General features: G+C 72.5%; 25 protein-coding genes. 14 read left to right on the forward strand and 11 right to left on the reverse strand.

What is annotated here, in order from left to right:
• Positions 1 to 27: 27 nt before the first annotated feature.
• A complete protein-coding gene (locus ACY34M_RS11715) occupies positions 28 to 699 on the forward strand; it encodes an ADP-ribosyltransferase (protein WP_462718569.1) in 672 nt (223 codons plus the stop codon).
• A 21-nt stretch (positions 700 to 720) separates the two neighbouring features.
• Here ACY34M_RS11715 and msrB read toward each other — a convergent pair whose 3' ends face one another.
• The 4 genes from msrB to ACY34M_RS11735 form a co-directional block, all read right to left on the reverse strand.
• A complete protein-coding gene (gene msrB / locus ACY34M_RS11720) occupies positions 721 to 1,128 on the reverse strand; it encodes a peptide-methionine (R)-S-oxide reductase MsrB (RefSeq protein WP_462718358.1) in 408 nt (135 codons plus the stop codon).
• Between the two features lie 5 nt (positions 1,129 to 1,133).
• Positions 1,134 to 2,543 (reverse strand): UDP-N-acetylmuramate--L-alanine ligase, encoded by a 1,410-nt coding sequence (gene murC / locus ACY34M_RS11725; protein ID WP_462718359.1) that lies wholly within the window; start codon positions 2,541 to 2,543, stop codon positions 1,134 to 1,136.
• Positions 2,544 to 2,670: 127 nt separating this feature from the next.
• Positions 2,671 to 3,144, reverse strand: coding sequence for an indole-3-glycerol phosphate synthase (locus ACY34M_RS11730; RefSeq protein ID WP_462718360.1), 474 nt, complete (start codon positions 3,142 to 3,144; stop codon positions 2,671 to 2,673).
• 183 nt (positions 3,145 to 3,327) lie between these two features.
• Positions 3,328 to 4,131, reverse strand: coding sequence for a pyrimidine reductase family protein (locus ACY34M_RS11735; RefSeq protein WP_462718361.1), 804 nt, complete (start codon positions 4,129 to 4,131; stop codon positions 3,328 to 3,330).
• An 82-nt stretch (positions 4,132 to 4,213) separates the two neighbouring features.
• Between ACY34M_RS11735 and zapE the strand changes: the two genes are divergently transcribed.
• The 3 genes from zapE to ACY34M_RS11750 all read left to right on the forward strand — a co-directional run bounded on the left by zapE (position 4,214) and on the right by ACY34M_RS11750 (position 7,784).
• Positions 4,214 to 5,293 (forward strand): cell division protein ZapE, encoded by a 1,080-nt coding sequence (gene zapE, locus ACY34M_RS11740; RefSeq protein ID WP_462718570.1) that lies wholly within the window; start codon positions 4,214 to 4,216, stop codon positions 5,291 to 5,293.
• A 127-nt stretch (positions 5,294 to 5,420) separates the two neighbouring features.
• The gene (locus ACY34M_RS11745) at positions 5,421 to 6,803 is read left to right on the forward strand and encodes a PhoX family protein (RefSeq protein WP_462718362.1); all 1,383 of its coding nucleotides are present in this window, start codon (positions 5,421 to 5,423) and stop codon (positions 6,801 to 6,803) included.
• A gap of 102 nt (positions 6,804 to 6,905) precedes the next feature.
• Positions 6,906 to 7,784 carry a TroA family protein gene (locus tag ACY34M_RS11750; protein ID WP_462718363.1) on the forward strand — a complete coding sequence of 293 codons (879 nt, stop codon included), beginning with the start codon at positions 6,906 to 6,908 and terminating at the stop codon, positions 7,782 to 7,784.
• A 32-nt stretch (positions 7,785 to 7,816) separates the two neighbouring features.
• On the opposite strand, the gene ACY34M_RS11755 is transcribed toward ACY34M_RS11750, so the two are convergent.
• Both ACY34M_RS11755 and ACY34M_RS11760 read right to left on the reverse strand, forming a co-directional pair.
• The gene (locus ACY34M_RS11755; RefSeq protein WP_462718364.1) at positions 7,817 to 8,050 is read right to left on the reverse strand and encodes a hypothetical protein; all 234 of its coding nucleotides are present in this window, start codon (positions 8,048 to 8,050) and stop codon (positions 7,817 to 7,819) included.
• Positions 8,051 to 8,055: 5 nt separating this feature from the next.
• Complete coding sequence (locus tag ACY34M_RS11760; protein WP_462718365.1) at positions 8,056 to 8,379, reverse strand: plasmid stabilization protein; 324 nt, start codon at positions 8,377 to 8,379, stop codon at positions 8,056 to 8,058.
• Positions 8,380 to 8,573: 194 nt separating this feature from the next.
• Between ACY34M_RS11760 and ACY34M_RS11765 the strand changes: the two genes are divergently transcribed.
• Positions 8,574 to 8,864, forward strand: coding sequence for a WhiB family transcriptional regulator (locus ACY34M_RS11765; protein WP_462718366.1), 291 nt, complete (start codon positions 8,574 to 8,576; stop codon positions 8,862 to 8,864).
• 115 nt (positions 8,865 to 8,979) lie between these two features.
• On the opposite strand, the gene ACY34M_RS11770 is transcribed toward ACY34M_RS11765, so the two are convergent.
• Positions 8,980 to 9,345, reverse strand: coding sequence for a DUF6479 family protein (locus ACY34M_RS11770; protein WP_462718367.1), 366 nt, complete (start codon positions 9,343 to 9,345; stop codon positions 8,980 to 8,982).
• A gap of 113 nt (positions 9,346 to 9,458) precedes the next feature.
• Between ACY34M_RS11770 and ACY34M_RS11775 the strand changes: the two genes are divergently transcribed.
• Together ACY34M_RS11775 and ACY34M_RS11780 are read left to right on the forward strand one after the other, a co-directional pair.
• Positions 9,459 to 10,361 (forward strand): polysaccharide deacetylase family protein, encoded by a 903-nt coding sequence (locus ACY34M_RS11775; RefSeq protein WP_462718368.1) that lies wholly within the window; start codon positions 9,459 to 9,461, stop codon positions 10,359 to 10,361.
• 29 nt (positions 10,362 to 10,390) lie between these two features.
• The gene (locus ACY34M_RS11780; protein ID WP_462718369.1) at positions 10,391 to 10,573 is read left to right on the forward strand and encodes a hypothetical protein; all 183 of its coding nucleotides are present in this window, start codon (positions 10,391 to 10,393) and stop codon (positions 10,571 to 10,573) included.
• A gap of 189 nt (positions 10,574 to 10,762) precedes the next feature.
• Here the strand turns inward: ACY34M_RS11780 and ACY34M_RS11785 are convergent, their stop codons facing one another.
• Entirely contained in the window at positions 10,763 to 10,942 is a 180-nt protein-coding gene (locus tag ACY34M_RS11785) for a hypothetical protein (protein WP_462718370.1), read from the reverse strand.
• Positions 10,943 to 10,965: 23 nt separating this feature from the next.
• Here ACY34M_RS11785 and ACY34M_RS11790 point away from each other — a divergent pair, with 23 nt between their 5' ends.
• Together ACY34M_RS11790 and ACY34M_RS11795 are read left to right on the forward strand one after the other, a co-directional pair.
• Positions 10,966 to 11,724, forward strand: coding sequence for an aminoacyl-tRNA hydrolase (locus tag ACY34M_RS11790; RefSeq protein WP_462718371.1), 759 nt, complete (start codon positions 10,966 to 10,968; stop codon positions 11,722 to 11,724).
• The gene (locus ACY34M_RS11795; protein WP_462718372.1) at positions 11,721 to 12,341 is read left to right on the forward strand and encodes a LysE family translocator; all 621 of its coding nucleotides are present in this window, start codon (positions 11,721 to 11,723) and stop codon (positions 12,339 to 12,341) included. Before ACY34M_RS11790 ends, ACY34M_RS11795 begins: the two co-directional genes overlap by 4 nt.
• Before the next feature lie 12 nt (positions 12,342 to 12,353).
• Here the strand turns inward: ACY34M_RS11795 and ACY34M_RS11800 are convergent, their stop codons facing one another.
• Positions 12,354 to 12,893 carry a hypothetical protein gene (locus ACY34M_RS11800; protein ID WP_462718373.1) on the reverse strand — a complete coding sequence of 180 codons (540 nt, stop codon included), beginning with the start codon at positions 12,891 to 12,893 and terminating at the stop codon, positions 12,354 to 12,356.
• Between the two features lie 129 nt (positions 12,894 to 13,022).
• On the opposite strand from ACY34M_RS11800, the gene ACY34M_RS11805 reads away from it, so the two are divergent.
• The 4 genes from ACY34M_RS11805 to ACY34M_RS11820 all read left to right on the forward strand — a co-directional run bounded on the left by ACY34M_RS11805 (position 13,023) and on the right by ACY34M_RS11820 (position 17,885).
• Entirely contained in the window at positions 13,023 to 14,327 is a 1,305-nt protein-coding gene (locus ACY34M_RS11805) for an MbnB/TglH/ChrH family RiPP precursor modification enzyme (RefSeq protein WP_462718374.1), read from the forward strand.
• Between the two features lie 166 nt (positions 14,328 to 14,493).
• Positions 14,494 to 15,276 (forward strand): DUF4142 domain-containing protein, encoded by a 783-nt coding sequence (locus ACY34M_RS11810; protein ID WP_462718375.1) that lies wholly within the window; start codon positions 14,494 to 14,496, stop codon positions 15,274 to 15,276.
• Between the two features lie 65 nt (positions 15,277 to 15,341).
• Entirely contained in the window at positions 15,342 to 16,112 is a 771-nt protein-coding gene (locus ACY34M_RS11815; protein ID WP_462718376.1) for a TIGR04222 domain-containing membrane protein, read from the forward strand.
• Between the two features lie 171 nt (positions 16,113 to 16,283).
• Entirely contained in the window at positions 16,284 to 17,885 is a 1,602-nt protein-coding gene (locus ACY34M_RS11820; protein WP_462718377.1) for an alpha/beta hydrolase, read from the forward strand.
• 78 nt (positions 17,886 to 17,963) lie between these two features.
• On the opposite strand, the gene hemQ is transcribed toward ACY34M_RS11820, so the two are convergent.
• Together hemQ and hemG are read right to left on the reverse strand one after the other, a co-directional pair.
• Positions 17,964 to 18,695 carry a hydrogen peroxide-dependent heme synthase gene (gene hemQ, locus ACY34M_RS11825; RefSeq protein ID WP_462718378.1) on the reverse strand — a complete coding sequence of 244 codons (732 nt, stop codon included), beginning with the start codon at positions 18,693 to 18,695 and terminating at the stop codon, positions 17,964 to 17,966.
• A 4-nt stretch (positions 18,696 to 18,699) separates the two neighbouring features.
• Entirely contained in the window at positions 18,700 to 20,211 is a 1,512-nt protein-coding gene (hemG, locus tag ACY34M_RS11830; protein ID WP_462718379.1) for a protoporphyrinogen oxidase, read from the reverse strand.
• A 151-nt stretch (positions 20,212 to 20,362) separates the two neighbouring features.
• Between hemG and ACY34M_RS11835 the strand changes: the two genes are divergently transcribed.
• Positions 20,363 to 21,322, forward strand: a complete 960-nt coding sequence (locus ACY34M_RS11835; protein ID WP_462718380.1) for a DUF4349 domain-containing protein — start codon at positions 20,363 to 20,365, stop codon at positions 21,320 to 21,322.
• The last annotated feature ends 1 nt before the right edge of the window (position 21,323 follow it).

Consider the following 21,323-nt stretch of genomic DNA (forward strand, 5'->3'; position numbering starts at 1 on the left):
CGCGGTCCACCGAGGGTTCTGCTCGTGATGATCAACAACATTCCGCGCACCGTCCGCCGCCTCGCCACGCTGCCCGCCGCCGCGGTGTCCGTCCTGGCCCTCGCCTCCGCCCCGTCGGCCACCGCGAGCGCCCCGGACGCCGACACCGCGAAGTCCGCCACCGCCGTGGCGAAGGCCGCGCCCTCCTCCTGCCCGGTCGTGCCCGACCGGCTCTACGCCGCGATCGACCGCGTACCGCTCGAGAAGATCTCGCCGGACCCGGAGTACCGCAGCGACTGCCAGACGCTGTACCGCGCGGACGGCCGCGCCCCGTCGGTGATCTTCAAGGAGGGCTTCGCGCCGAAGGACGCCGTGAACGGCCAGTACGACCTGGAGAAGTACGTCCTGAAGAACCAGCCGTCGCCGTTCGTCTCCACCACCCGCGACCACGACCTCTTCAAGAAGTGGACCAAGTGGATGCGGGGCGGCGCGTACAACTACTACATCGACGCCCCGAACGGCATCGACGTCAACGAGACGATCGGCGACACGCACAAGTACGCCGACCAGGTGGAGATCGCCTTCCCGGGCGGCGTCGCCCCGCGCTTCGTCATCGGCGCCTGCCCCATCAACAAGGAGACCAACACCGAGATCATGTCCGAGTGCGAGAGCAACCCGGCGTTCCGCCCGGCGACGGCGGAGACGGCGGCGGCGCAGTAGGCGCCGCCTGGCCGCCGCGACTCACTCGCCCGCGGGCTCCAGCCTGAGCGAGATCGAGTTGATGCAGTACCGCTGATCCGTGGGCGTCGCGTATCCCTCGCCCTCGAATACGTGGCCGAGGTGCGAGCCGCAGCGCGCGCAGCGCACCTCGGTGCGGACCATTCCGTGGGAGCGGTCCTCGATGAGCTCGACGGCGTCGGAGTCCTTCGGGTCGTAGAAGGACGGCCAGCCGCAGTGCGACTCGAACTTCTCGGTGGACGTGAAGAGCTCCGCGCCGCACGCCCGGCAGGAGTAGACGCCCTTCGTGGTCGTGTCGGTGTACTCACCGCGGAAGGCGGGCTCCGTGCCGGCCTGGCGCAGCACCGCGTACTCCGCCGGGGTCAGCTCCGTGCGCCACTGCTCGTCCGGCTTCTCGACGTCGTACGACATGTCTCTCAACCCTTCAGCTGGTCCAGAATGCGCGGACCGAGTTCCGTGACGTCGCCCGCGCCCATGGTGAGAACAAGATCGCCGGGTTTGGCCATTCCCGCGACCGCGGCGACCGCGGCGTCCTTGTCCGCGGCGGCCTGCACATCGGCGCCCGCCTCGCGCGCGGCCTCGATGATCAGGGCGCTGGTGATGCCGGGGATCGGGTCCTCGCGGGCCGGGTAGATGTCCAGGACGACCGAGGCGTCCGCGAGGGCGAGGGCCTCGCCCATCTCCTTGCCCAGCTCCTGGGTGCGGGAGAAGAGGTGCGGCTGGTAGAGGGTGATGATGCGGCCCTCGCCGGACGCCGCGGAGCGCATGGCCTCCAGGTCCGCCGTCATCTCGGTGGGGTGGTGGGCGTAGGAGTCGATGACCTGCACGCCGTTCACCTCGCCCTTGAGCTGGAGGCGGCGCTTGACGCCCGTGTACGTCTTGAGCGCGGAGGCCAGGTTCCGGGCCGGGATGCCCATCGCGACGCCCGCCGCGAGCGCCGCCACCGCGTTCTGCGCGTAGTGCCGGCCGGGGACCGAGACCGTGAAGGTCAGCAGCTTGCCGTCCAGGAGGACGGTGACCTCGCTGGTCAGTCCGCGCGGGGTGATCTTGTGGATGCGGATGTCGGCCGACTCCGACTCTCCGTACGTGACCACCTTGAGGGACGTCGTGTCGCGGACCCGGCGGGTCAGCTCGGCGGCGCCCGCCTGGTCGGCGGCGATGACGAGGGTGCCGCCGGGGGTGATCTTCCCGGTGAACGTCTCGAAGGACTCGTAGATCTCGTCCATGGACGCGTAGTTCGCGTGGTGGTCGAGCTCGACGTTGAGGATGATCGCGACTTCCGGCTTGTACTTGTGGAAGCTGCGGTCCGATTCGTCCGCCTCGGCGACGAAGATCTCGCCCTCGCCGTGGTCCGCGTTGGAACCGGGGGCGTCCAGGTCGCCGCCGATGGCGTAGGACGGCTTCAGGTCGAGGGACTTCAGGGACACCGCGAGCATCGACGTCGTGGTGGTCTTGCCGTGCGTGCCGGCCACCGCGATCGGGCGCAGTCCGTCCATGAGGGAGGCGAGGGCGTCCGAGCGGTGCACGACCGGAATGCCGAGCTCCTTGGCGCGGGCCAGCTCCGGGTTGTCCTCGCGGATGGCCGAGGAGACGACCACGCAGGTGGCGTCTGAGGCGAGGTGCGCGGCGTCGTGGCCGATGTGCACGGTGACGCCGAGCTCGCGCAGCGCCTGCGCCGTCGCGGACTCACGGGCGTCGCTGCCCGCCACGCGCGCGCCGCGCTGGGCGAGGATCTTGGCGATGCCCGACATGCCGGCGCCGCCGATGCCGATGAAGTGCGGTCGGTCCATGTCGGCGACGGAATGCGGCAGGCGGCCGGGTGCCATGCGTGGTCTCCCCTGGGTTCTCGGATGTCCTGGTCCGCGGTCACGACGACCACGGCGCGGGCCCCAGCCTATTGCCTCGGCCCGCGCCGCCTTGAACCTCGCCCCGTTACGCCTTGCTGTGCGAGAACTACGCCTTGCTGTGCGAGAACAGCTTCAGGACCGGTACGCCGACCTGGTGGCGGGCGCGCGAGGCCCAGTCCCGGTGGAAGAACTCCTCGACGTAGTGCGGGTCGGTCAGCACGATGACCTCGTCCGCCTTCACCTCGTCGACGAGCGCCTTGAGGGCGTCCAGCGGGTGGTCCTCGATGAGTCGGCCCACCGCCTCGCTGCCCGCCTGGTGCAGCGCGGCGAGGGAGACGGCGAGGGCCTTCTCCGCGGGCCCCTTGGCCTCGTCGCCCTCGGGCACCTCGTTCTCCTTGCCCGCCTCGTCGAACTCCCCCATCGCGACGTCGTCGATGGCCCGCAGCAGGCGGTCCGCCTGGTCGCCACGGGGCTGGAGCAGCACGTGGAAGGAGACGTCCTCCTCACCGTGCAAGGTGGTGACGAACTCCACGTCGGCGGAGGTCAGAGCCTTCTCGATCATCAATACGCTCGTGAACACGACGGGCGCCCTTCTTCTCCTACCGGGGGCCGCCTGACGACGACGCCTCCGGGTGGACCAGCGGACCTGCGGAAACCATCCTGCCCCGCATTCGCACGGGGACTGCGAGATGTAGTGTGCCCAGCCAAAGCTAAACGGAACGACTCATTCCGCCGAATGTCGCCGCGCGAACGCGGCGAGCGGCTACTGTCCGCCCCGCGACCGGCGGTAACGGGTGAAGAGGAATCCTTCCTCCTCCAACAGGGACGCCAGTTCGAACCGCTCCGGCACGGCCAGGGTCGAGCCGCCCGCGATCCGCTGCGCGTCACCCGCGGTGAGCATCGGGGACAGGGTCAGGCACAGCTCGTCGAGTACCCCGCCCGCCACGAATTGACCGAGCATCCGCGGACCGCCCTCGGTGAGCAGCCGCCTGAGGCCCCGCTCACCGAGCGCCGCCACCACGCGGTCCGGCTCGGCCGCCGCGCCGTCGCCCACGGTCAGCACCTCCACGCCCGCCTTGCGCGCCGCCGCGATCCGGTCGGCGGGGGCGCCCGCGCCGGTGAGCAGCAGCGTCGGCACGAGCGGGGCGGTGAACAGCGGCAGGTCGAAGTCGAGGTCGAGGCTCGCGCTGATCACGGCGATCTGCGGGGCGGGCCCCTGCCCGGCCGCCTCGCGGCGGGCGGCGAACGCCTCGCGCGCGCGGGCGGGCCGGTAGCCCTCCAGGCGGACCGTCTCCGCGCCGACCACGACGACGTCGGCGAGCGCGCGCAGCGTGCCGAAGATCCGCATGTCGGTGTCGCAGGAGATGGGCTGGGAGCGGCCGTCGTGCTGGGCCGCGCCGTCGAGCGTGGAGACCATGTTGGCCCGCAGCCACGGCGCGTGCGCGGCCCCGGACGGGTAGGCATAGGCGTCGGCGAGCTCGTCGAGACTCCACTCGCGGCCCGCCTCCCTCCCCTCGTACCCCTTGTCATCTGCTGTTTCGTACGTCACAGGGAACAGGCGTCGCATGACGTGCAGTGTGGCACGGCGACTAAGCTGGGTAGCTGTGTCGTCATCCCTCGAAGCCGCCGACTCACGGGAGTCCAGCCAGATGGGCATCAGCCCGATACCCGACGCGGCGCCGCTGTCCCTGTGCGCCCGCGAGCCGCACGTCCCCGCGGAGCGCCTGGTCGCCGAGATGGTGCCGCCGCCCCGGTTCGACTCCGTGCGCTTCGACACGTACATACCGGACCCCAAGCAGCCCAGCCAGACCGAGGCCGTCCGGGTCCTGAGCTCGTTCGCCGCCGGTCTCGGCGGGGCGCACGCGTCCGGGGGCGGCAAGAAGCGCGGCCTCTTCGGCTTCGGCAAGAAGCCCGCCGCCCCGACCGGACCCCGCGGCGTCTACCTCGACGGCGGCTACGGCGTCGGCAAGACCCACCTGCTCGCCTCGCTCTGGCACGCGACGCCCGCCGAGCCCCAGTACAAGGCGTTCGGCACGTTCGTGGAGCTGACGAACCTGGTGGGCGCGCTCGGCTTCCAGCAGACCGTCAAGACGCTCAGCGGGCACCGGCTGCTGTGCATCGACGAGTTCGAGCTGGACGATCCGGGCGACACGGTGCTCGTGTCCTCCCTGCTCGGGAAGCTGGTCGAGGCGGGTGTCGCACTCGCCGCGACCTCGAACACGCTGCCGGGCAAGCTCGGTGAGGGCCGGTTCGCCGCCGCCGACTTCCTGCGCGAGATCCAGGGCCTGTCGGCCCACTTCAAGCCGCTGCGCATCGACGGCGAGGACTACCGGCACCGTGGACTGCCCGAGGCCCCGGCGCCGTTCACCGACGAGCAGGTCACCAAGGCGGCGTACGCCACCGAGGGCGCCTCGCTCGACGACTTCCCGCACCTCCTCGAGCACCTCGCGCGCGTGCACCCCAGCCGGTACGGGGCGCTGACGGACGACCTGAAGGCCGTCTGCCTCACCGATGTGGCGGCCGTGCCCGACCAGTCGACCGCGCTGCGGCTCGTCGTCCTCGCGGACCGGCTCTACGACCGGGAGATCCCGGTGCTCACGTCCGGGCAGCCGTTCGACAAGCTGTTCAGCGAGGAAATGCTGAACGGCGGCTACAAGAAGAAGTACTTCCGCGCCATCTCCCGCCTCACCGCGCTCGCGCGCGACGGGAAGGGCCTCGTACACGAGTAATCACCAGGTGAGCGATACGTGTGCGGTGCACGGATTGTGTGCGCTACGCGCGTGGTTCCCGCCGCCAAAGGCACGTGATAAACACAGCCGGGTCACAGTTCCTGTCCGCCAGCAGGAGGTTGCACCCATGTCACGCACCGCTGACGCACGACAGTCCGCGACTCGCCGTCAAGTCCTTGCCCGCTCCGGCGCCCTCGGAGTGGGCATCGCCTTCGCGGGGAACCTCTCCGAGCTGTTCGCCGGCTCGGCAGCCGCCCAAGGACGCGCCGGATACGGCCCGTTGGTGCCCGACCCGGCCGGGCTGCTCGACCTGCCGAAAGGGTTCCGCTACAAGGTCCTGTCCCGCGAAGGGGAGCAACTCCGCTCCGGCGAGGGCAAGGTGCCCTCGAACCACGACGGAATGGCGGCCTTCGCCGGAAGACAGGGCCGCGTACACCTCGTACGCAACCACGAGAACCGGGTCACCGGAAAGATCGGGGTGCCGACCGTCGAGGGCCTGACCTACGACCCGATGGGCAAGGGCGGCTGCACCGCGCTCACCGTGGACCGGAAGAACGACGTGCTGTCCGAGCGGGTCGCCATCGCCGGTACGGCCGTCAACTGCGCGGGCGGGCCGACCCCTTGGGGCACCTGGCTGACCTGCGAGGAGACCGAGGACAAGGCCGGTACGAACGGCTACACCAAGGACCACGGCTTCATCTTCGAGGTCGACCCGGTCGATCCGCGCCGCTCGGGCGCCGTGCCGCTCACCGCGATGGGCCGCTTCCAGCACGAGGCGATCGCCGTCGACCCGCGCAACGGAATCGTGTACGAGACGGAGGACGCCTTCGACAGACCCTTCGGCCTCTTCTACCGCTTCCTGCCCAAGAACACCAAGGGCGGCCTCGGTTCGCTGCGCGCGGGCGGGAAACTCCAGGCGATGCGGGTGCCGGGCGTGCCGGACCTGTCGGCGGTCCAGGAGACCGGCGCCACGTTCAGCGGCATCGAATGGGTCGACGTACCGGACCCGCTGGCCGCCCAGACACCCATCCGCAACCAGGACTTCGGCCCGAAGGGCATCACCCACGCGCAGAAGCTGGAAGGCTGCTACTGGGGCGGGTCGAGCGTCTACTTCGTCTCCTCGTACGCCCGCAGCCGCGAGGGCTCGGCCGCCGACCACTACGGCCAGATCTGGCGCTACGACCCGTCGTCGCGGCGCCTGACGCTGGTCATCGTGTTCGGCCCCGACACGGACGTCCAACTGCCGGGCGAGGAGCCCGACAACATCTGCCTCGCGCCCAGCGGCGGCCTGATGGTGTGCGAGGACGGGGAGGGCGCGCAGCACGTGTTCGGCGTGACGCGGAAGGGCGAGGTGTACGCCATGGCGCGCGGCCGGCAGAACATCGGGACGGCCGACAAGCCCGAGTGGGGCGAGTTCGCCGGGGTCACGTTCTCCCCGGACGGCGACACGATGTTCGTGAACTGCTACACGCCGGGGACGACGTTCGCCGTGACGGGCCCCTGGCACTAGGCGGCGTCGGGCGGCCGTCCACGGCTGGGCGGCCGCCCGCATGGCCGGTTTTCGCGGGTGCCGCACCGCGTGCCGGGCGAGTGCCCCGGGCAAGGTCACCCCATGGAAGAACGGTCAACCATTCCTTGGGAGTTCACCGACGACCGCGGGCACCTCACGTCCGCGAGCGAGGCGCCACAGCGCGTCGTCGCATACATACAGGCCGGGGCGAGCCTGTTCGATCTGGGCATACGCCCCGTGGGGATCTTCGGCTCGTTCCACGACGGGGACGAGCCCGACCGGGCCAAGTCCGGCGCGCTGCCGCTGGACGGGCTCACGTACCTGGGCGCCGGCGGCGGGCTCGCCCTGGACGACGTACTGGCGACGCGCCCCGATCTCGTCGTGGCGCTCACCTACGGCGGCGGGCAGGTGTACGGCATCGAGCCCGACACGGCGAAACATCTGGAGGAGCATGTCCCGGTCACCGTGATCGACGTGGGGCAGGGCCGCACCTTGGGAGGGGTGCGGGAGCGCTTCGCGGAGCTGGGGCGCACGCTCGGGGCCGCCGAGCCCGCGGAGACGCAGGACGAGCTGGCGCGGGCCGAGCGGGAGCTGGGGGTCGCGGCCCGTGCGGCGCGGGGCGTCCGGGTGCTTGCCCTGTCGGCCGCGGGAGCGGACTCGGTGCACCTGGCCCGGCCCACGAAATGGCCCGACCTGAGCGCGCTGGGCGGGCTCGGCGTGGGCATGGCGGCGCCACCCGAGGGCCCGGGCGCCAACTGGTACACCGGCACATGGCAGGACGTGGCCGCCCTGGCCCCGGATGTCATCCTGTCGGACGCCCGCGTCAACGCGGCCCCGCGCGAGCAGTACGCGGCCGACCCGCACTGGTCACAGGTCGCGGACCGGGCCACGGTGCTCCCCTGGAACCCGGAGCTCCCGGCCAGCTCCCGCGCCCACACGGCCCTCTTCGACCAGGTGTCAGGGGCGCTGCGAAGGCGTTAGCGCCGTTCCTCGCAGGGTGCCCGGGGCCGGGTTCAGTCGGCCGGCTCGTCCGGGACGGGCTGGTCGGGGTGGATGCCCGGTGCGTGGGGCGCGCCGGTGCGGCCGGTGCCCGCGACGTCCGAGTCGGGGACGGTCTCGTCGGGCTCGGTCCCGGTGTTCCCGTTCTCGGGCTGCGGCTCGGCGTCGCGCTCGGGTTCTGTCTCCGTGTCCGGGTCGGCCTGCTGGTCCGGCAGGTCCCTCGGGACGGGGTCCGGTTCCTTGGGCATGCGGGTCAGCGCCCCAGGGCCTTGGCCAGTTCGGCCTTGTTCATGTGTGAGCGGCCCTCGATGCCACGGTCCTTGGCCTCCTCGTACAGCTGCTCCTTGGTCGGACCGCCGGCGCCCCGGTGGGAGCGCAGGCCGCCGCGCCTGCCGGAGGAGATGTCGTGCGTGGACGTGCGACTGGCCTGTTTCGCCTCGCCCGTCCGGGCGCGCTCCTTGTTCACCGTGCGCGCCGCGATCTCCTCGGCCCGCTCGGTGTTCTCACCCCGGTCAAGGGCGCTCTTCTTGATCTTCTCGTACTGGCGTTCACGCTTGGCGCTGGATCCGCTCGGCATGGCGGCTCACTCCCTTCCCTTCCGTTGTAGCCCCTCCCGCTCCATGTCGCAGAACGGCGACCGGGGCCGGAGACTCACGCCCCCGGCCCCGGCTCCCTTCGCTCCCCTGGCCACTCGGCCGCGGGCCGGGTCCCCTCGCCCGTACCCCTCAAACTCGGCGTTTCCGCACGGTTGTTGTGGGCACCCGCCGCCGCATGCCGTTGCCAGTGAGGAAGATGGAGATGGAGTGGCTGGACAGGGCGGCGTGTGTCGATGAGGATCCGGATCTCTTCTTTCCCGTCGGCACGACCGGGCCGGCCATGGAGGACGTGGAGGCGGCCAAGCAGGTCTGCCGCCACTGTCCCGTAATCGTGGAGTGCCTGCGCTGGGCCGTCTCCACCGGGCAGACGACCGGGGTGTGGGGCGGCACCTCGGAAACCGAGCGGGCCAGACTGCTGCGGGCCGAACGACGCCGCTCCCGGGCCGAGGCCGGGGCCGCGCACTGAGGTAAAGGGCGAGGCACTGAGGTAAAGGGCGAGGAAGGGCGCGCCACCTCGCGCGCCCGCCGCGTCGCGCGCCCCACCATCCGCACGCGCGCCGAGCGCGGCCCGCCCCTCGGGATCACGTGTGCCCGGAATCACCACTGCCGGACGTCCCACTGCCGCCCCGGCTCCACCGCCGCGGCCGCTGGTCCTCGCTGCGCTTGGTGCTCGCGTTGCCGAAGCCGCTCAGCTGGTGCGGGGTGAGGCGGTCACCGCCGTCCCCCGTCTTCGGGACCTCGTCGGGCTCCCGCATCTCCCGGACCTCGTACACCGGTCCGTCGTCAGGGAGCTTTGGCTGGTCGGCGGGGTCGGGCGGGCCCGGCTCCCGGCGCCGGATCCGGATCCCGAGCCAGACCGCCCAGACGAGGGCCAGTGCGATCACCAGGCCCAGGACGAACGGTGCGAGCGAGGTCGAGGGGTCGGGGAACGCCACGGGTGCCGTCATGGGGGTCTCCGTCATTGGTGTCGTCATGGATGCCGAGTACCCCGCAGCACGGAGTCACGCCCCACTGGCCCCATTTGCACGATTTCGTATGATTGTCACGTTATCGTCACCGCGTGATCAGCTACCTGCGCCACGTCACGACGGCCTGCGCCTTGGGCGCCCTCGCCCTTGGCCTCGCCGGATGCGGCGAATCCGCCACATCGGGAGTCCCGGGCGCGACGCGCCCCAGCGGCTCCCCCACCGGCTCCCCCGAGAGCTCCTCCAAAAGCCCGCCGCGGACCTCGCCCGAGCCGAAGGCGACCCCCCGGCCCACCCTGGCGCCCGGCCCCGGCGGCACCACCCCCGTCTTCCGGCGGGGCGCGGAGACGAAGGAGCGGACGGTCGCGCTCACCTTCGACGCCGACATGACCGCCGACCAGGGGGCGCGGGCGCAGGCAGGAGAACGCTTCGACAACCCGCGACTGATCGGCACGCTGCGGAAGCTGAAGGTTCCGGCCACCGTCTTCATGACGGGCCGGTGGGCCGAGGAGTACCCCGACCAGGCCAGGGCCATCGGCCGGGACCGGCTGTTCGAGGTCGCCAACCACTCGTACAGCCACTACGCCTTCACCGGGGACTGCTACGGACTGCCGCGGGTGCCGGCGCGGGGCATGCGGGCCGATGTCGACCGCGCGTTCGGCGCGTTCCGGAAGGCGGGGGTCAGGCATGTCGCGCCGTACTTCCGGTTCCCCGGCGGCTGCTACGACCGGGCGGCGCTGCGGGCGCTGACGCCGACCGGGGTGACCGCGGTGCAGTGGGACGTGGTGAGCGGCGACGCGTTCGCCACGGACGCGGACGCGGTGGCCCGGCAGGTGCTGGACGGGGTGCGGCCCGGTTCGGTCGTCGTCCTGCACTGCACGCGCAGCGCGGCGCCGACGACGGAGCGGGTGGTGCGGGCGGTGGTGCCGAGGCTGCGGGCGCAGGGCTACCGGTTCGTGCGGGTGTCGGACCTGGTGGGGGCGGCGCGCGGGGCGTGAGCGTGCGCCCGCGTACGTACGCTGGAGGCATGGCTGATTACTGCGCCGGCGGCCCCGCGGAGCGCCCGGCACCCGTCGCGGACGCGGACGAGCCGGTCGCCGAGTGCGTGCTGTGCCGGAAACCCACGGAGTACCCGGAGTCCACGAAGGGCGCGACGCTGTGCCCGGTGTGCGAGTGGCAGGAGGCGCAGCGCAGCGCCTGCTCCGGTTAGCCGGGGGCTCGGCGACGGCCAGCGGCGGGAGGACAGCGCGCACGCGGCCGCCGCGCACACCCCGGCCACGACCACGGCCCCCGCGAGCGGCAGCAACAGAACCGGGACCGTGCCGTCCTGCGAACCGGTCACCAGTCCGCTCACCGCCGACTTCGCCGGTGAGCCGGGGGCGACCAGCGCGACGAGCGCTCACAGCACCAGGGTCGCCGTGCCGAGCCCGGTGCCGCGCACCACGGGCCACGCGGTGACGGCTCCGACGGCGGCGCCAACGAGCGCGCACAGCAGCACGGCGAGCAGCCCCGCGGCGGTGGCCGGCCACTTGGCGACGTGCGTCTGCCGGTCCCCCACGGTCGGGACGGGAGCTGTCATGGGGTGCTGGCAGACTGGAGGGCGTGACCAGCGACGACTCCCGAACCGAAGGTGCCGACCGGGCCGAAGGCGCCCAGCAGGCCGACAGCGACAGCCCCTTCCGCGCCGAGCCGACCGACCGCGACGAGGCGCCGCAGTTCGTGCTGCCGCTCGTCGTGCGCATCGAGCGGGCGGCGCCCCCGGCCCGTACGGACGCCCTCGAAGCGGCCGCGCGCGCCGTGCTGGTGATCCTCTCGGACGAGCGGTCGACCGGTGACGGCGCGTGGGCGCAGGCGATGCGCGACTGGCAGGACGCGCGGATCCGCAAGGTGGTGCGGCGGGCCAGGGGCGCGGAGTGGCGGCGCGCGGAGGGCCTCGACGGGATCACGGTCACCACCGGCACCGCCGAGGTCCGGGTCTTCCCGCCGGTCCCCCTCGACGGCTGGCCCAAGGACCTCGCCCGGCTCCAGGTCTCCGGCACGGACCTCGACGACCCGGAGGAGCCGCCCGCCCCCGACCTCTCGGCGCCCGTCCTGTGGCTCAACCCCGACCTCGACATGACGGCGGGCAAGACCATGGCGCAGGCCGGCCACGGCGCTCAACTCGCCTGGTGGGAGCTGTCCGACGCGCAGCGCAAGGAGTGGCGCGAGGCGGGCTTCCCCCTGTCGGTACGGACCGCCGACCCGGCCCGCTGGCCTGCACTGACGACGAGCGGACTTCCGGTCGTCCAGGACGCCGGTTTCACGGAGATCGCGCCCGGATCCTGCACGGTCGTCGCCGATGCGTCACAGTTGGATACGTGATCGATTGGCAGGTCTTCCTTCCGGCGGCCGTGGTCATGGCGCTGATTCCGGGGGCCAATCAGCTGCTCGGACTGCGCAACGCCGCGCTCGTCGGGGTGCGGCACGCCCTGGTGGGAGTGGTCGGCCGGTTCTGTGCCTTCGCGCTGCTCGTGGCGCTCGTCGTGCTCGGGCTCGGCACGGTCCTGGCCAGGTCGGCCGTCGCGTTCGAGGTCCTGCGGTGGCTGGGTGTCGGGTATCTGATCTGGCTGGGCGTGACGACACTGCGCGGCGCCGGCCGTGAAGCCGGGGACCCGTTCGGGCGGGCCGGCGCCGTGCGGCCGCTGGTCGTCGCGCGGCGGGAGTTCCTCACCGCCCTGACCAACCCGAAGGCGCTGCTGCTCTTCGCGTCGTTCCTGCCGCAGTTCCTCTCCGCCGCCGCCCCGCCCGCGACGCTCGTCCCGCTCGCCGCCGCGTACATCGGCGTCGAGGGGGTGGCCGCTCTGGTCTACATCGCGGCGGGCCGTGGCTTGCGGAGGAGTGACGGGCGGCTGAAGCTGCCGCGCCGCCGCCTGGACCAGGCGACGGGCATCGGATTCCTCGGATTCGGCGGCTACTTGATCCTCGCGCGGCGCCCCTGAGACGCCGGTGGGCTACGCGTCCGGAGCCCACCCAGTGGCCGCCACCACCTCACGCGCGATGACCCGCACATCGCGCCCGTCGGTCGCCACCCGCACGGTGTCCTGCGGCGCCTGTTCGTCCAGGAGACGGGCCTTGCGGAGGCTGCCGCGCAGCTCGCTCTCCAGCTCCGAACCGAGTTCACGGCCCGCGAGCCGCTCCCCCGCAGTGGCGTCCGACGCCGTGAGCAGCACCCGTACGAGGCGTACGTCCTCGCCCATCGCCCGCCGGAACATGCCCTCGCTGCCGGTCAGCACGCTGACGGTGTTCGTGTAGACCAGCCGACGGTGGCCCAGGTCCGCGAAGGTGGACCACAACGCGGCGAGATTGCGTGCGGTGACCGCGCTGCGGCGCGGGTCGTCCGGCGGCGCCGGGTGCACCTGCCCCAAGTAGTCGCCCTCCAGGACGCAGTGCGGGACCTCCGCAGCCCGCAGGAGCGCCGAGACCTCCCACGCCACCGACGTCTTCCCGACCCCGGCGCGTCCCCCGATGAGCAGTGCTTCCGCCTGATCCATCGCATCAGCGTGTCAGCCGGGGCCCGTGGGTGAAAGCTCAAATGTTGCTCTGAACGTCCTCTCTCGGGGGTTCGGGCGGTGCCGTCGCGGTCAGGAATCCAGGAAGCGGGGCGGCGGAGGGGGAGTTCCATGGAGCTGGGTACCGGGATCGGCTGGCGGCCCGAGATCGCGGAGACGGTCGAGGCCATGCCGGGCATCGACTGGGTGGAGGCCGTCGCCGAGAACCTCTGTCCGGGGCAGCTGCCCGACTCCCTGCTGCGGCTGCGCGAGCGCGGCGTCACCGTCGTGCCGCACGGCGTCTCGCTCGGCCTCGGCGGGGCCGACCGCCCCGACGAGGGCCGGCTCGCCGAACTCGCCGCCCGCGCGCAGGCGTTGGGTTCACCGCTGGTCACCGAGCACATCGCGTTCGTACGGGCCGGAGGCGAGCGCACCGCGTCGCCGCTCCTTGAGGCGGGCCACCTGCTGCCCGTGCCGCGCACCCGCGACGCGCTCGACGTGCTGTGCGAGAACGTCCGGATCGCCCAGGACGCGCTGCCGGTGCCGCTCGCCGTGGAGAACATCGCGGCCCTGTTCGGCTGGCCCGGCGAGGAAATGACGGAGGGCCAGTTCCTGTACGAGCTGGTGGACCGCACCGGCGTCCGCCTCCTCATCGACGTCGCCAACCTGCACACCAACCACGTGAACCGCGGCGAGGACCCGGCGAAGGCCCTGGCCGAGCTGCCCGTCGAGGCCATCGCGTACGTGCATGTGGCGGGCGGCTTCGAACGGGACGGCGTCTGGCACGACAGCCACGCCCACCCCGTGCCGCAGGTCGTCCTCGACGTTCTCGCCGAACTGGCCTCGCGCGTGACCCCACCGGGCGTGCTCCTGGAGCGCGACGAGAACTTCCCCGAGGACCGAGGGGAGTTGGAGCGCGAGGTGGAGGCCATCCGCAAGACGGTCGCGGCCGGATCCGGGCCCCGCGCACAGTTCCCGGACCGCCGGCCGGCTGTCGCGGAACCGTCCGCCGACGACGCCGCGCGCCGGCGCCTCGCGCTCGACCAGGCCGCCCTGCTCTCCGCGCTCGTCGCCGGCACGCCCGCCCCGGAGGGCTTCGACCGCGCGCGGCTCGCCGTGCAGAGCCGGGCACTCGCGGGCAAGCGGGCCGACGTCGTAGCGAAGGTGGCGCCCGAACTGCCGGTGATCCTGGGCGCGTCGGAGTACCGCTCCCACTTCCTCGGCTACGCACGCCGCCACCCCATGACGAGCGGCTACCGCCGCGACGCCCTCGACTTCGCCGAAGACCTGCTGCTGGCGCAACGAGTACGCGACGCGGGAGCCCGCCGCGCCCTGACCCACTGGTGGCTGGACCGGTCGGGACCGAAGCCACTGACCCGCCGCCCGATGGCCCGGGCCCTTCGAACGGCAGCGTTCGCACTACGACGGGCCCGTTAGGGCCCCTGCGGCGATTGAGCAGCGGGGTCCGGGGCAGCGCCCCGGGACCGCAACCCCGACGCAGCCCACGGACCCGCATACGTACCGCACCTGACGTACTCCGGGTCGAACCCCACCGCCACAGGGAAGCCGCGCACTAGCGTGCGGTGCCGCACCAGGAGGCACCATGCAACTGTTCCCACCCGGCGGCACCCGCATCAACGGCACCACGCTCCTCGTCACAGGTCTCGTCGCGACACTGGCCGCACTCGTCTTCCCCATCTGGTCGTACGCGGACCGCTCGGGCACCGGACTCGCCGAACTCGACGCCCAGACGGTGTCCACCAGATTCGGCCCGCTGTCCGCCACCGACCGCCTCTTCATCACCAAGGTGCGGCTCGCCGGACTGTGGGAGCTGCCCGCCGGACAGCAGGCGCAGGAGCGGGCGCCGAGCAAGGCCGTCGAGACGGCGGGCGAGCACCTCGTCGAGGGGCACACGTTCCTGGACGCGCAGGTGCGCGAGGTGGCGGCCCGGATGAACCTGGAGCTGCCCAGCCAGCCGAACACGCAGCAGCAGCGCTGGCTGCGGGAGTTGACCGCCGCGCGGGGCGAGGACTACGAGCGGAAGTTCGCCAATATTCTGCGCCGCGCCCACGGCCAGGTCTTCGCGCTGGTCGCCCAAGTCCGCGCCTCGACCCGCAACGCGCTCGTGCGGCAGCTCGCGGACGACGCCAACACCACCGTCCTCGACCACATCAAGGTGCTGGAGGCGACGGGCCTCGTCGACTTCGACGCGCTCGCCCGTGACGCGGCCACCGCGAGCCCGCCACCGGTCACCCGCTCCCCCGCCCCACCGGGCCCGACCCCGGCGCCGGACACCCCGACCCCGGTCTCGCCTTCGCCCACTCCCTCGTTCTCCCTGCCGCCCGCCGCGTCCCGGCCGAAGTCGGCGCCGGACGTCACGAGGTGATAACAGGCCGTCCACATTGTGAGCGGCCCGTAGCGGCGTCGGCACAACTGTCGTAGAAACTGCGCATGTTGTGGGTCCTGTTCCTCCTCGTCGCCTGCGCCGCCTCGGGTGTCTCCTGCGGGCGGCTGTGCCTCGCGGCCGTGCGCGCCGCGGAGAGCGAGCGCGCACGGGAAGACGGGCTGCCGCCCCGGGAGCACGAGCTGTCGCTGTACGAGACCGCCTTCCTGTCGGGCGGTCCCGAGCGGGTCGCCGAGGTGACGCTCGTGTCGATGGCCCGCAGCCGCCGACTGCTGCTGGCGCACACCGGCTGGGCGACCGTCGTCGACCCGGTGCCCGAGGACGCCATGGAGCGTTCGGTGCTCGGCGCGATCGGGCCCGAGGGGCAGGCGCGGACGGCTCCGCTGCGGGCGGCGACGGCGGCCGGGGACGCGGTGCGGCTGCTCGCCGAGCGGCTCGTCGCGGCCGGGCTCGCGACGCCGGACCACGAGCGGACGACGCTCACGGGCGCGGTCCGCCAGGTGCGGCGGGCGGCGGTCGCCGTACTGGCGCTCGGCGCGCTCGCGGTCCTGTGGCCGGGCGAGAGCGCGCGGCAAGGGGGTCCGGTGGCGCTGTGGTTCGGGCTTCCGCTGCTGCTCACCCTGAGCTGTCTGACGCTCGCCCGCATCGAGGTCCACTCGTACACCCGCTGGGCCTCACCCGCGGGTCGGCGGCTGCTCGCGGGCCGGACGCCCGGCAGCGGCAGCCTGCTCGCCGTCGCGGTGCGCGGGGTGCGGGCGATCGACGACCCGCAGCTGCGCGCGGCGCTGACCGGCACGGGGCGGCCTACCACCGAGTGAGCGGGACCGCACGCGGGGAGCGGCTCGAACCACGCATCAGGGTCATCGTTCCGACACCCACGACCTGGTGCTTTACATCGTCAACTCCCGCCCCAAGGATCCCTTTTGTTCGCGCGTGGCTCGTCGACCGTACGAGTGCACGAGCCCTGACGAAAGGGACACGTCCAAGCGATGAGAGCAGCCCCCGTCCTCGGCGCCACCGCCGGATCCTTGATCCTCGCGGCCCTGGTCACCGCCCCCGCGAACGGCGCGAGCGCCGCCGCGCCCACGCCGCCCACGCCGCCCACCCCTGCCGGGACGGCCGGCACCGGCATCGCCGCGGCGCGCGCCGAGTCCGCGGGGATCCACTGGGCGGACTGCCCCGAGTCGGAGGAGCTGCCGAAGCCGATCCGGTGCGGCACCGTCTCCGTACCGCTCGACTACGCGGATCCGCTGGGCAAGCAGATCAAGCTGACCGTCAGCCGCGTGAAGGCGACCGGCAAGGACAAGGGGAAGAAGGTGGAGCGGCAGGGCCCGCTCGTCTTCAACCCGGGCGGGCCCGGCGGCAACGGCATGTACTTCCCCCTGGCCCGCGCCCAGGCGGCGTGGCGGCCCATCGCCGCCGCGTACGACCTGGTCGGCTACGCCCCGCGCGGGGTGGGGAGGTCGGCGCCGCTGTCCTGCGGGGACCCGAAGAAGTTCCAGCGGGCGCCCTCGGAGTCTCCGGTGCACCCCTCGGCCGCGTACAAGAAGAAGCGGATCGAGCGGGCGAAGGAGTACGCGCGCGCGTGCGTGGCGAAGAATCCGGGGATCGAGCACTACACGACGCTCAACAACGCCCGTGACCTGGACGTGCTGCGGGCGGCGCTCGGCGAGCGGAAGCTGACGTTCATGGGCGCCTCGTACGGGACGTACCTGGGGGCCGTGTACGCGGAACTGTTCCCCTCGCACGTGCGGCGGATCGTCTTCGACTCGGCGGTCGACCCGTCACCGGAGGGGATCTGGTACGCCAACAACCTCGCTCAGTCGGCCGCGTTCGAGGGCCGCTGGGCCGACTTCAGGGCGTGGGTCGCCCGCAACGACGCGACGTACCACCTGGGGAAGACGCCGCAGAAGGTGCTGGCCGCGTACGAGAAGGTGCGCGCCGAGCTGTCCCGCAGGCCGGCCGGCGGCAAGGTCGGGCCCGGACAGTTGCAGGCGGCGTTCCTGCAGACCGGGTACTACGACGACTACTGGCCACTGCGGGCCTACGCGCTCTCCGCCTACGTGAAGGGCAACCCGAAGCCGCTCGTCGACCAGGCCGCGCCGATCCCGAGGGCCGCCAAGGAGGACGAGAACAGCAACGCCGTCTACACGGCCGTCCAGTGCAACGACGCGTCCTGGCCGACGGACTTCCGCACCTGGGACCGGGACAACACGGCCCTGGCGAAGCGCGCCCCGTTCGAGACGTGGGACAACGCGTGGATGAACCTGCCGTGCGCCTACTGGTCCGCTCCGCGCCAGCAGCCGGTCGACGTGCGCACCGCGCCGGGCGAACTCCCGCCGACTCTGATCCTGGCGGCCGAGCGGGACGCGGCGACGCCCTACCAGGGCGCCCGGGAGCTGCACAGCCGCCTCGCGGGCTCGTCCCTGGTGACCGAACGCGAGGCGGGCACCCACGGCATCGCCGCGGGCCCGAACGCCTGCGTCAACGGCCGCCTGGACGCGTACCTCCTGCACGGCGAGCTGCCGGACAACGGCGCGGCGTCCTGTGCGCCGCACAAGGAGCCGAAGCCCCTGGGGTCGAGCGGCTGAAAATCCAGCCCCGCCGGCGATTGAGGCGCGGGGTCCGGGGCAGAGCCCCGCGACCCCGCCGCCGGGTGGGCGCGACGGTTACGCGAGCCCAGCCACCAGATCCGCGACCGACTTGCGGCGCCCCGTGTAGAACGGAACCTCTTCACGGACGTGACGCCGCGCCTCGGACGCCCGAAGGTGCCGCATCAGGTCCACGATCCGGTACAGCTCGTCCGCCTCGAACGCGAGGATCCACTCGTAGTCGCCGAGGGAGAACGACGCCACCGTGTTGGCCCGCACGTCCGGGTAGCCGCGCGCCATCTTGCCGTGGTCGGCGAGCATCTTGCGGCGCTCGTCGTCGGGCAGCAGGTACCAGTCGTAGGAGCGCACGAACGGGTACACCGAGATGTAGTCGCGCGGCGTCTCGTCGGCGAGGAACGCCGGGATGTGCGAGCGGTTGAACTCGGCGGGGCGGTGCAGCGCCATGTTCGACCAGACCGGCTCCAGGGCGCGGCCGAGCTTCGTGCGGCGGAAGAGGTTGTACGCCTCCTGCAACTGGTCCGCCGTCTCGGCGTGCCACCAGATCATGAGGTCGGCGTCGGCGCGCAGGCCCGACACGTCGTACGTGCCGCGGATCGTCACGTCCTTCGCGGAGAGCTGGTCGAACAGCTCCTGGACCTCGTCGGCGTAACCGGAGCGGTCCGCCGGCAGCACGTCCTTCAGCTTGAAGACGGACCACAGGGTGTAGCGAATGGTCTCGTTGAGATCCTTCGCCAGCTTGCCCTTGTTCGGTACGCGCTCGGCGTCGGTGTTGGGGGTGTCGTCGCTCATGTCCTCATTCTCCTGCTCCGCCGTGCATGCTCTGCACCGGGTCGGCCTTCAGCTCGTCGAGCGCCGCGCTGTCGCCGCTGAGCATGTCCACGGCGGCGTAGGCACTGGCGATGCACGCCGGGATGCCGACGCCGTCGTACGCGGCTCCGCACACGGCGAGGCCGGGCACGGCGCCGATGTGCTCGCGGATCCGGTCGACGCGGGCGGCGTGCCCGACGGGGTACTGGGGCAGCCCGTCCTTCCAGCGCGTGACGTGTGCGGCGACGGGGGCGGCGGTCAGGCCGGTCGCCTCGCGCAGGTCCTGGCGGGACAGGTCCACGAGGTCGTTGTCGTCGCGGGCGAGGTCCTTCTCGTCGCCGTAGCGGCCGACCGAGGTGCGCACGACGAGGAGGTCCGGGTTCTGCTCGGCGATCCAGCCCCACTTGCGGGAGGCGAAGGTGGCGGCCTTGATCGTGTGGCCGTCGACCGGCGGGACGAGGAACCCGCTGCCCTCCGGGACGTCCGCCTCGGACTTCTTGAACGCCATGGTGATGAGGGCCATGGAGGCGTACTCGATGCGGCGCAGTTCCTGGGAGGCCATCGGGGACGCGGTGCGCAGGACGCTCGCGGCGGCGCGCGCCGGGAGCGCGACGATCACCTGGTCCGCCTCGAAGACGCGTCCCGACTGGGTGCCGAGGCGCCACTGCGCGGCGCCTTCGGTGTGGCCGCGCGAGGTGAGGGACGTGGCGCGCTCGCCGAGCAGGATCTCGCCGCCCTTGGCACGCACCGCGTCGGCCACGGCGCCGGGCAGCGTGCCGATGCCGCCCTCGATGCCCATGAACACGGGGCCGGTCTGCTGATTGGCCGCCGCGCGCTCCTGGATGGCGCGGACCGCCTCCGTGAGCGAGACGTGCTTCGCCGCCTCCTCGAACAGCTGCGGGACGGCGCTGCGCATGGAGATCAGGTTGGCGTCGCCCGCGTAGACGCCGCCGAGCAGCGGTTCGACGAGCCGGTCGACGACCTCGCGGCCCAGGCGCGCGGTGACGTACTTGCCGACGGCGACGTCGTCGCCGAGGTGGGTGGGCGGCAGGTGGTCGTCGCGGCGGATGCGGCGCAGTCCCTCGTCGGACAGCACGCCTTCAAGTGCTTCGGCGGTGCCGGGCACGCCCATGACGTGGCCCTTGGGCATCGGGCGCAGGGCGCCGCGGGTCCAGATGGAGGCGGTGGCCGTGGACGGTGGCTGCAGCCGGTCGCCGAGGCCCACCTCGCGGGCGAGGCCGACGGCCTCGGGGCGGCGGGCCAGCATCGACTCGGCGCCCAGGTCGACGCGCGCCCCGGCGATGTCGCCCACGCGCAGCTTTCCGCCGAGCCGTTCGTCGGCCTCCAGGACGGTCACGTCGACGCGGTGGCCCCGCTCGTCCCCTTCGAGCAGCCGGTGTGCGGCCGCGAGGCCCGCGATGCCGCCGCCGATGACGAGGACTTTCCTGCTGCCCCGCCGGTCCCTGCCCGTTTTCGTCACAGTGTCCGCTTCACGCATGCCCCCACTTTGTCAGAACGTCAGCGCCGGATTGACGCGCACGGACGTGTCCCGACCGTGACCCGTTCGGGATCGGCCGGCAACCACCGTTCGCGCCGTTCGCGCGTCGAAGGAGACGTCCGATGACCGTCACGCCTTCGGGGGTACGTCGATGCATGTTTCCGGTACGAATCGCACCAGGCCGCGGCCGCTGGCGCTGCTCGCCGCGGCGCTGTTCGCGGTGTCGCTCGCGCTGACCGGCTGTTCGGGGGCGGCGGGCGGCGACGCGGAGAAGAGCGTGGCGGACGACAAGGCCGCCGGTCGCGCGGAGGCCCCCGCCGACGGCCCGGCGGGCGGCAAGTCCGGCTCCGGCTCCACCGGGCGGCAGGTCAAGAAGCCGCCGAAGCCCACCGGCGTCCACATCATCCGCACCGCGCACCTGTCCGTACGCGTCAAGGACGTCCCGGACGCGCTCGACAAGGCGCGCGCCGCCGCCGAGGACGCGGGCGGCATCGTCGGCGACGAGACGACCGACCGCGACGGCGAGGGCCACGAGCGCTCCCGCGTGACGCTGCGCGTGCCGCAGGAGTCGTACGAGGACGTGCTCGAGCAACTGGCGGGAAGCGGGCGTCTCTTGGAGCGGCACGTGACGGCGAAGGACGTCACGGACCAGGTCGTGGACGTCGACAGCCGGATCACGTCGCAGCGGGCGAGCGTGGCGCGGGTGCGGGAACTCATGGACCGGGCGGAGAAGTTGAGCGACGTGGTGGCCCTGGAGGGCGAGCTGGGCACGCGCCAGTCGGAGTTGGAGGCGCTGCTCGCGCAGCGGGACTCGCTGAAGGACCGCACGACTCTCGCGACGATCACGCTACGGCTGACCGAGGCCCCGTCGGCCCCCGCGACCGACGACGACCCCGGCGTCCTCGACGCGCTGGCGGGCGGCTGGTCCGCCTTCGTCACGACCATGAAGTGGATCGGCATCGCCTTGGCAGCGGCCCTGCCGTTCGCGGCGGTGCTGGCGCTGGTGGTGTTCGTGTTCGCGCGCTTCGTGCGGGCGCGGACACTTAAAGCCCCTGCGGCGACTGAGCAGCGGGGTCCGGGGCAGAGCCCCGCGGCCGCACCCCCGGGTTAGC

The sequence above is a fragment of the Streptomyces sp. EDA2-14 genome (assembly GCF_054963755.1).

Bases quoted from the DNA above. Each gene is read 5' to 3' on its own strand.
- ACY34M_RS11715 (WP_462718569.1), top strand. From the start codon at position 28: ATGATCAACAACATTCCGCGCACCGTCCGCCGCCTCGCCACGCTGCCC.
- msrB (WP_462718358.1), bottom strand. From the start codon at position 1,128: ATGTCGTACGACGTCGAGAAGCCGGACGAGCAGTGGCGCACGGAGCTG.
- murC (WP_462718359.1), bottom strand. From the start codon at position 2,543: ATGGCACCCGGCCGCCTGCCGCATTCCGTCGCCGACATGGACCGACCG.
- ACY34M_RS11735 (WP_462718361.1), bottom strand. From the start codon at position 4,131: ATGCGACGCCTGTTCCCTGTGACGTACGAAACAGCAGATGACAAGGGG.
- zapE (WP_462718570.1), top strand. From the start codon at position 4,214: ATGGGCATCAGCCCGATACCCGACGCGGCGCCGCTGTCCCTGTGCGCC.
- ACY34M_RS11745 (WP_462718362.1), top strand. From the start codon at position 5,421: ATGTCACGCACCGCTGACGCACGACAGTCCGCGACTCGCCGTCAAGTC.
- ACY34M_RS11750 (WP_462718363.1), top strand. From the start codon at position 6,906: ATGGAAGAACGGTCAACCATTCCTTGGGAGTTCACCGACGACCGCGGG.
- ACY34M_RS11755 (WP_462718364.1), bottom strand. From the start codon at position 8,050: ATGCCCAAGGAACCGGACCCCGTCCCGAGGGACCTGCCGGACCAGCAG.
- ACY34M_RS11760 (WP_462718365.1), bottom strand. From the start codon at position 8,379: ATGCCGAGCGGATCCAGCGCCAAGCGTGAACGCCAGTACGAGAAGATC.
- ACY34M_RS11765 (WP_462718366.1), top strand. From the start codon at position 8,574: ATGCCGTTGCCAGTGAGGAAGATGGAGATGGAGTGGCTGGACAGGGCG.
- ACY34M_RS11770 (WP_462718367.1), bottom strand. From the start codon at position 9,345: ATGACGGCACCCGTGGCGTTCCCCGACCCCTCGACCTCGCTCGCACCG.
- ACY34M_RS11780 (WP_462718369.1), top strand. From the start codon at position 10,391: ATGGCTGATTACTGCGCCGGCGGCCCCGCGGAGCGCCCGGCACCCGTC.
- ACY34M_RS11785 (WP_462718370.1), bottom strand. From the start codon at position 10,942: ATGACAGCTCCCGTCCCGACCGTGGGGGACCGGCAGACGCACGTCGCC.
- ACY34M_RS11800 (WP_462718373.1), bottom strand. From the start codon at position 12,893: ATGGATCAGGCGGAAGCACTGCTCATCGGGGGACGCGCCGGGGTCGGG.
- ACY34M_RS11805 (WP_462718374.1), top strand. From the start codon at position 13,023: ATGGAGCTGGGTACCGGGATCGGCTGGCGGCCCGAGATCGCGGAGACG.
- ACY34M_RS11810 (WP_462718375.1), top strand. From the start codon at position 14,494: ATGCAACTGTTCCCACCCGGCGGCACCCGCATCAACGGCACCACGCTC.
- ACY34M_RS11815 (WP_462718376.1), top strand. From the start codon at position 15,342: ATGTTGTGGGTCCTGTTCCTCCTCGTCGCCTGCGCCGCCTCGGGTGTC.
- ACY34M_RS11820 (WP_462718377.1), top strand. From the start codon at position 16,284: ATGAGAGCAGCCCCCGTCCTCGGCGCCACCGCCGGATCCTTGATCCTC.
- hemQ (WP_462718378.1), bottom strand. From the start codon at position 18,695: ATGAGCGACGACACCCCCAACACCGACGCCGAGCGCGTACCGAACAAG.
- hemG (WP_462718379.1), bottom strand. From the start codon at position 20,211: ATGCGTGAAGCGGACACTGTGACGAAAACGGGCAGGGACCGGCGGGGC.
- ACY34M_RS11835 (WP_462718380.1), top strand. From the start codon at position 20,363: ATGCATGTTTCCGGTACGAATCGCACCAGGCCGCGGCCGCTGGCGCTG.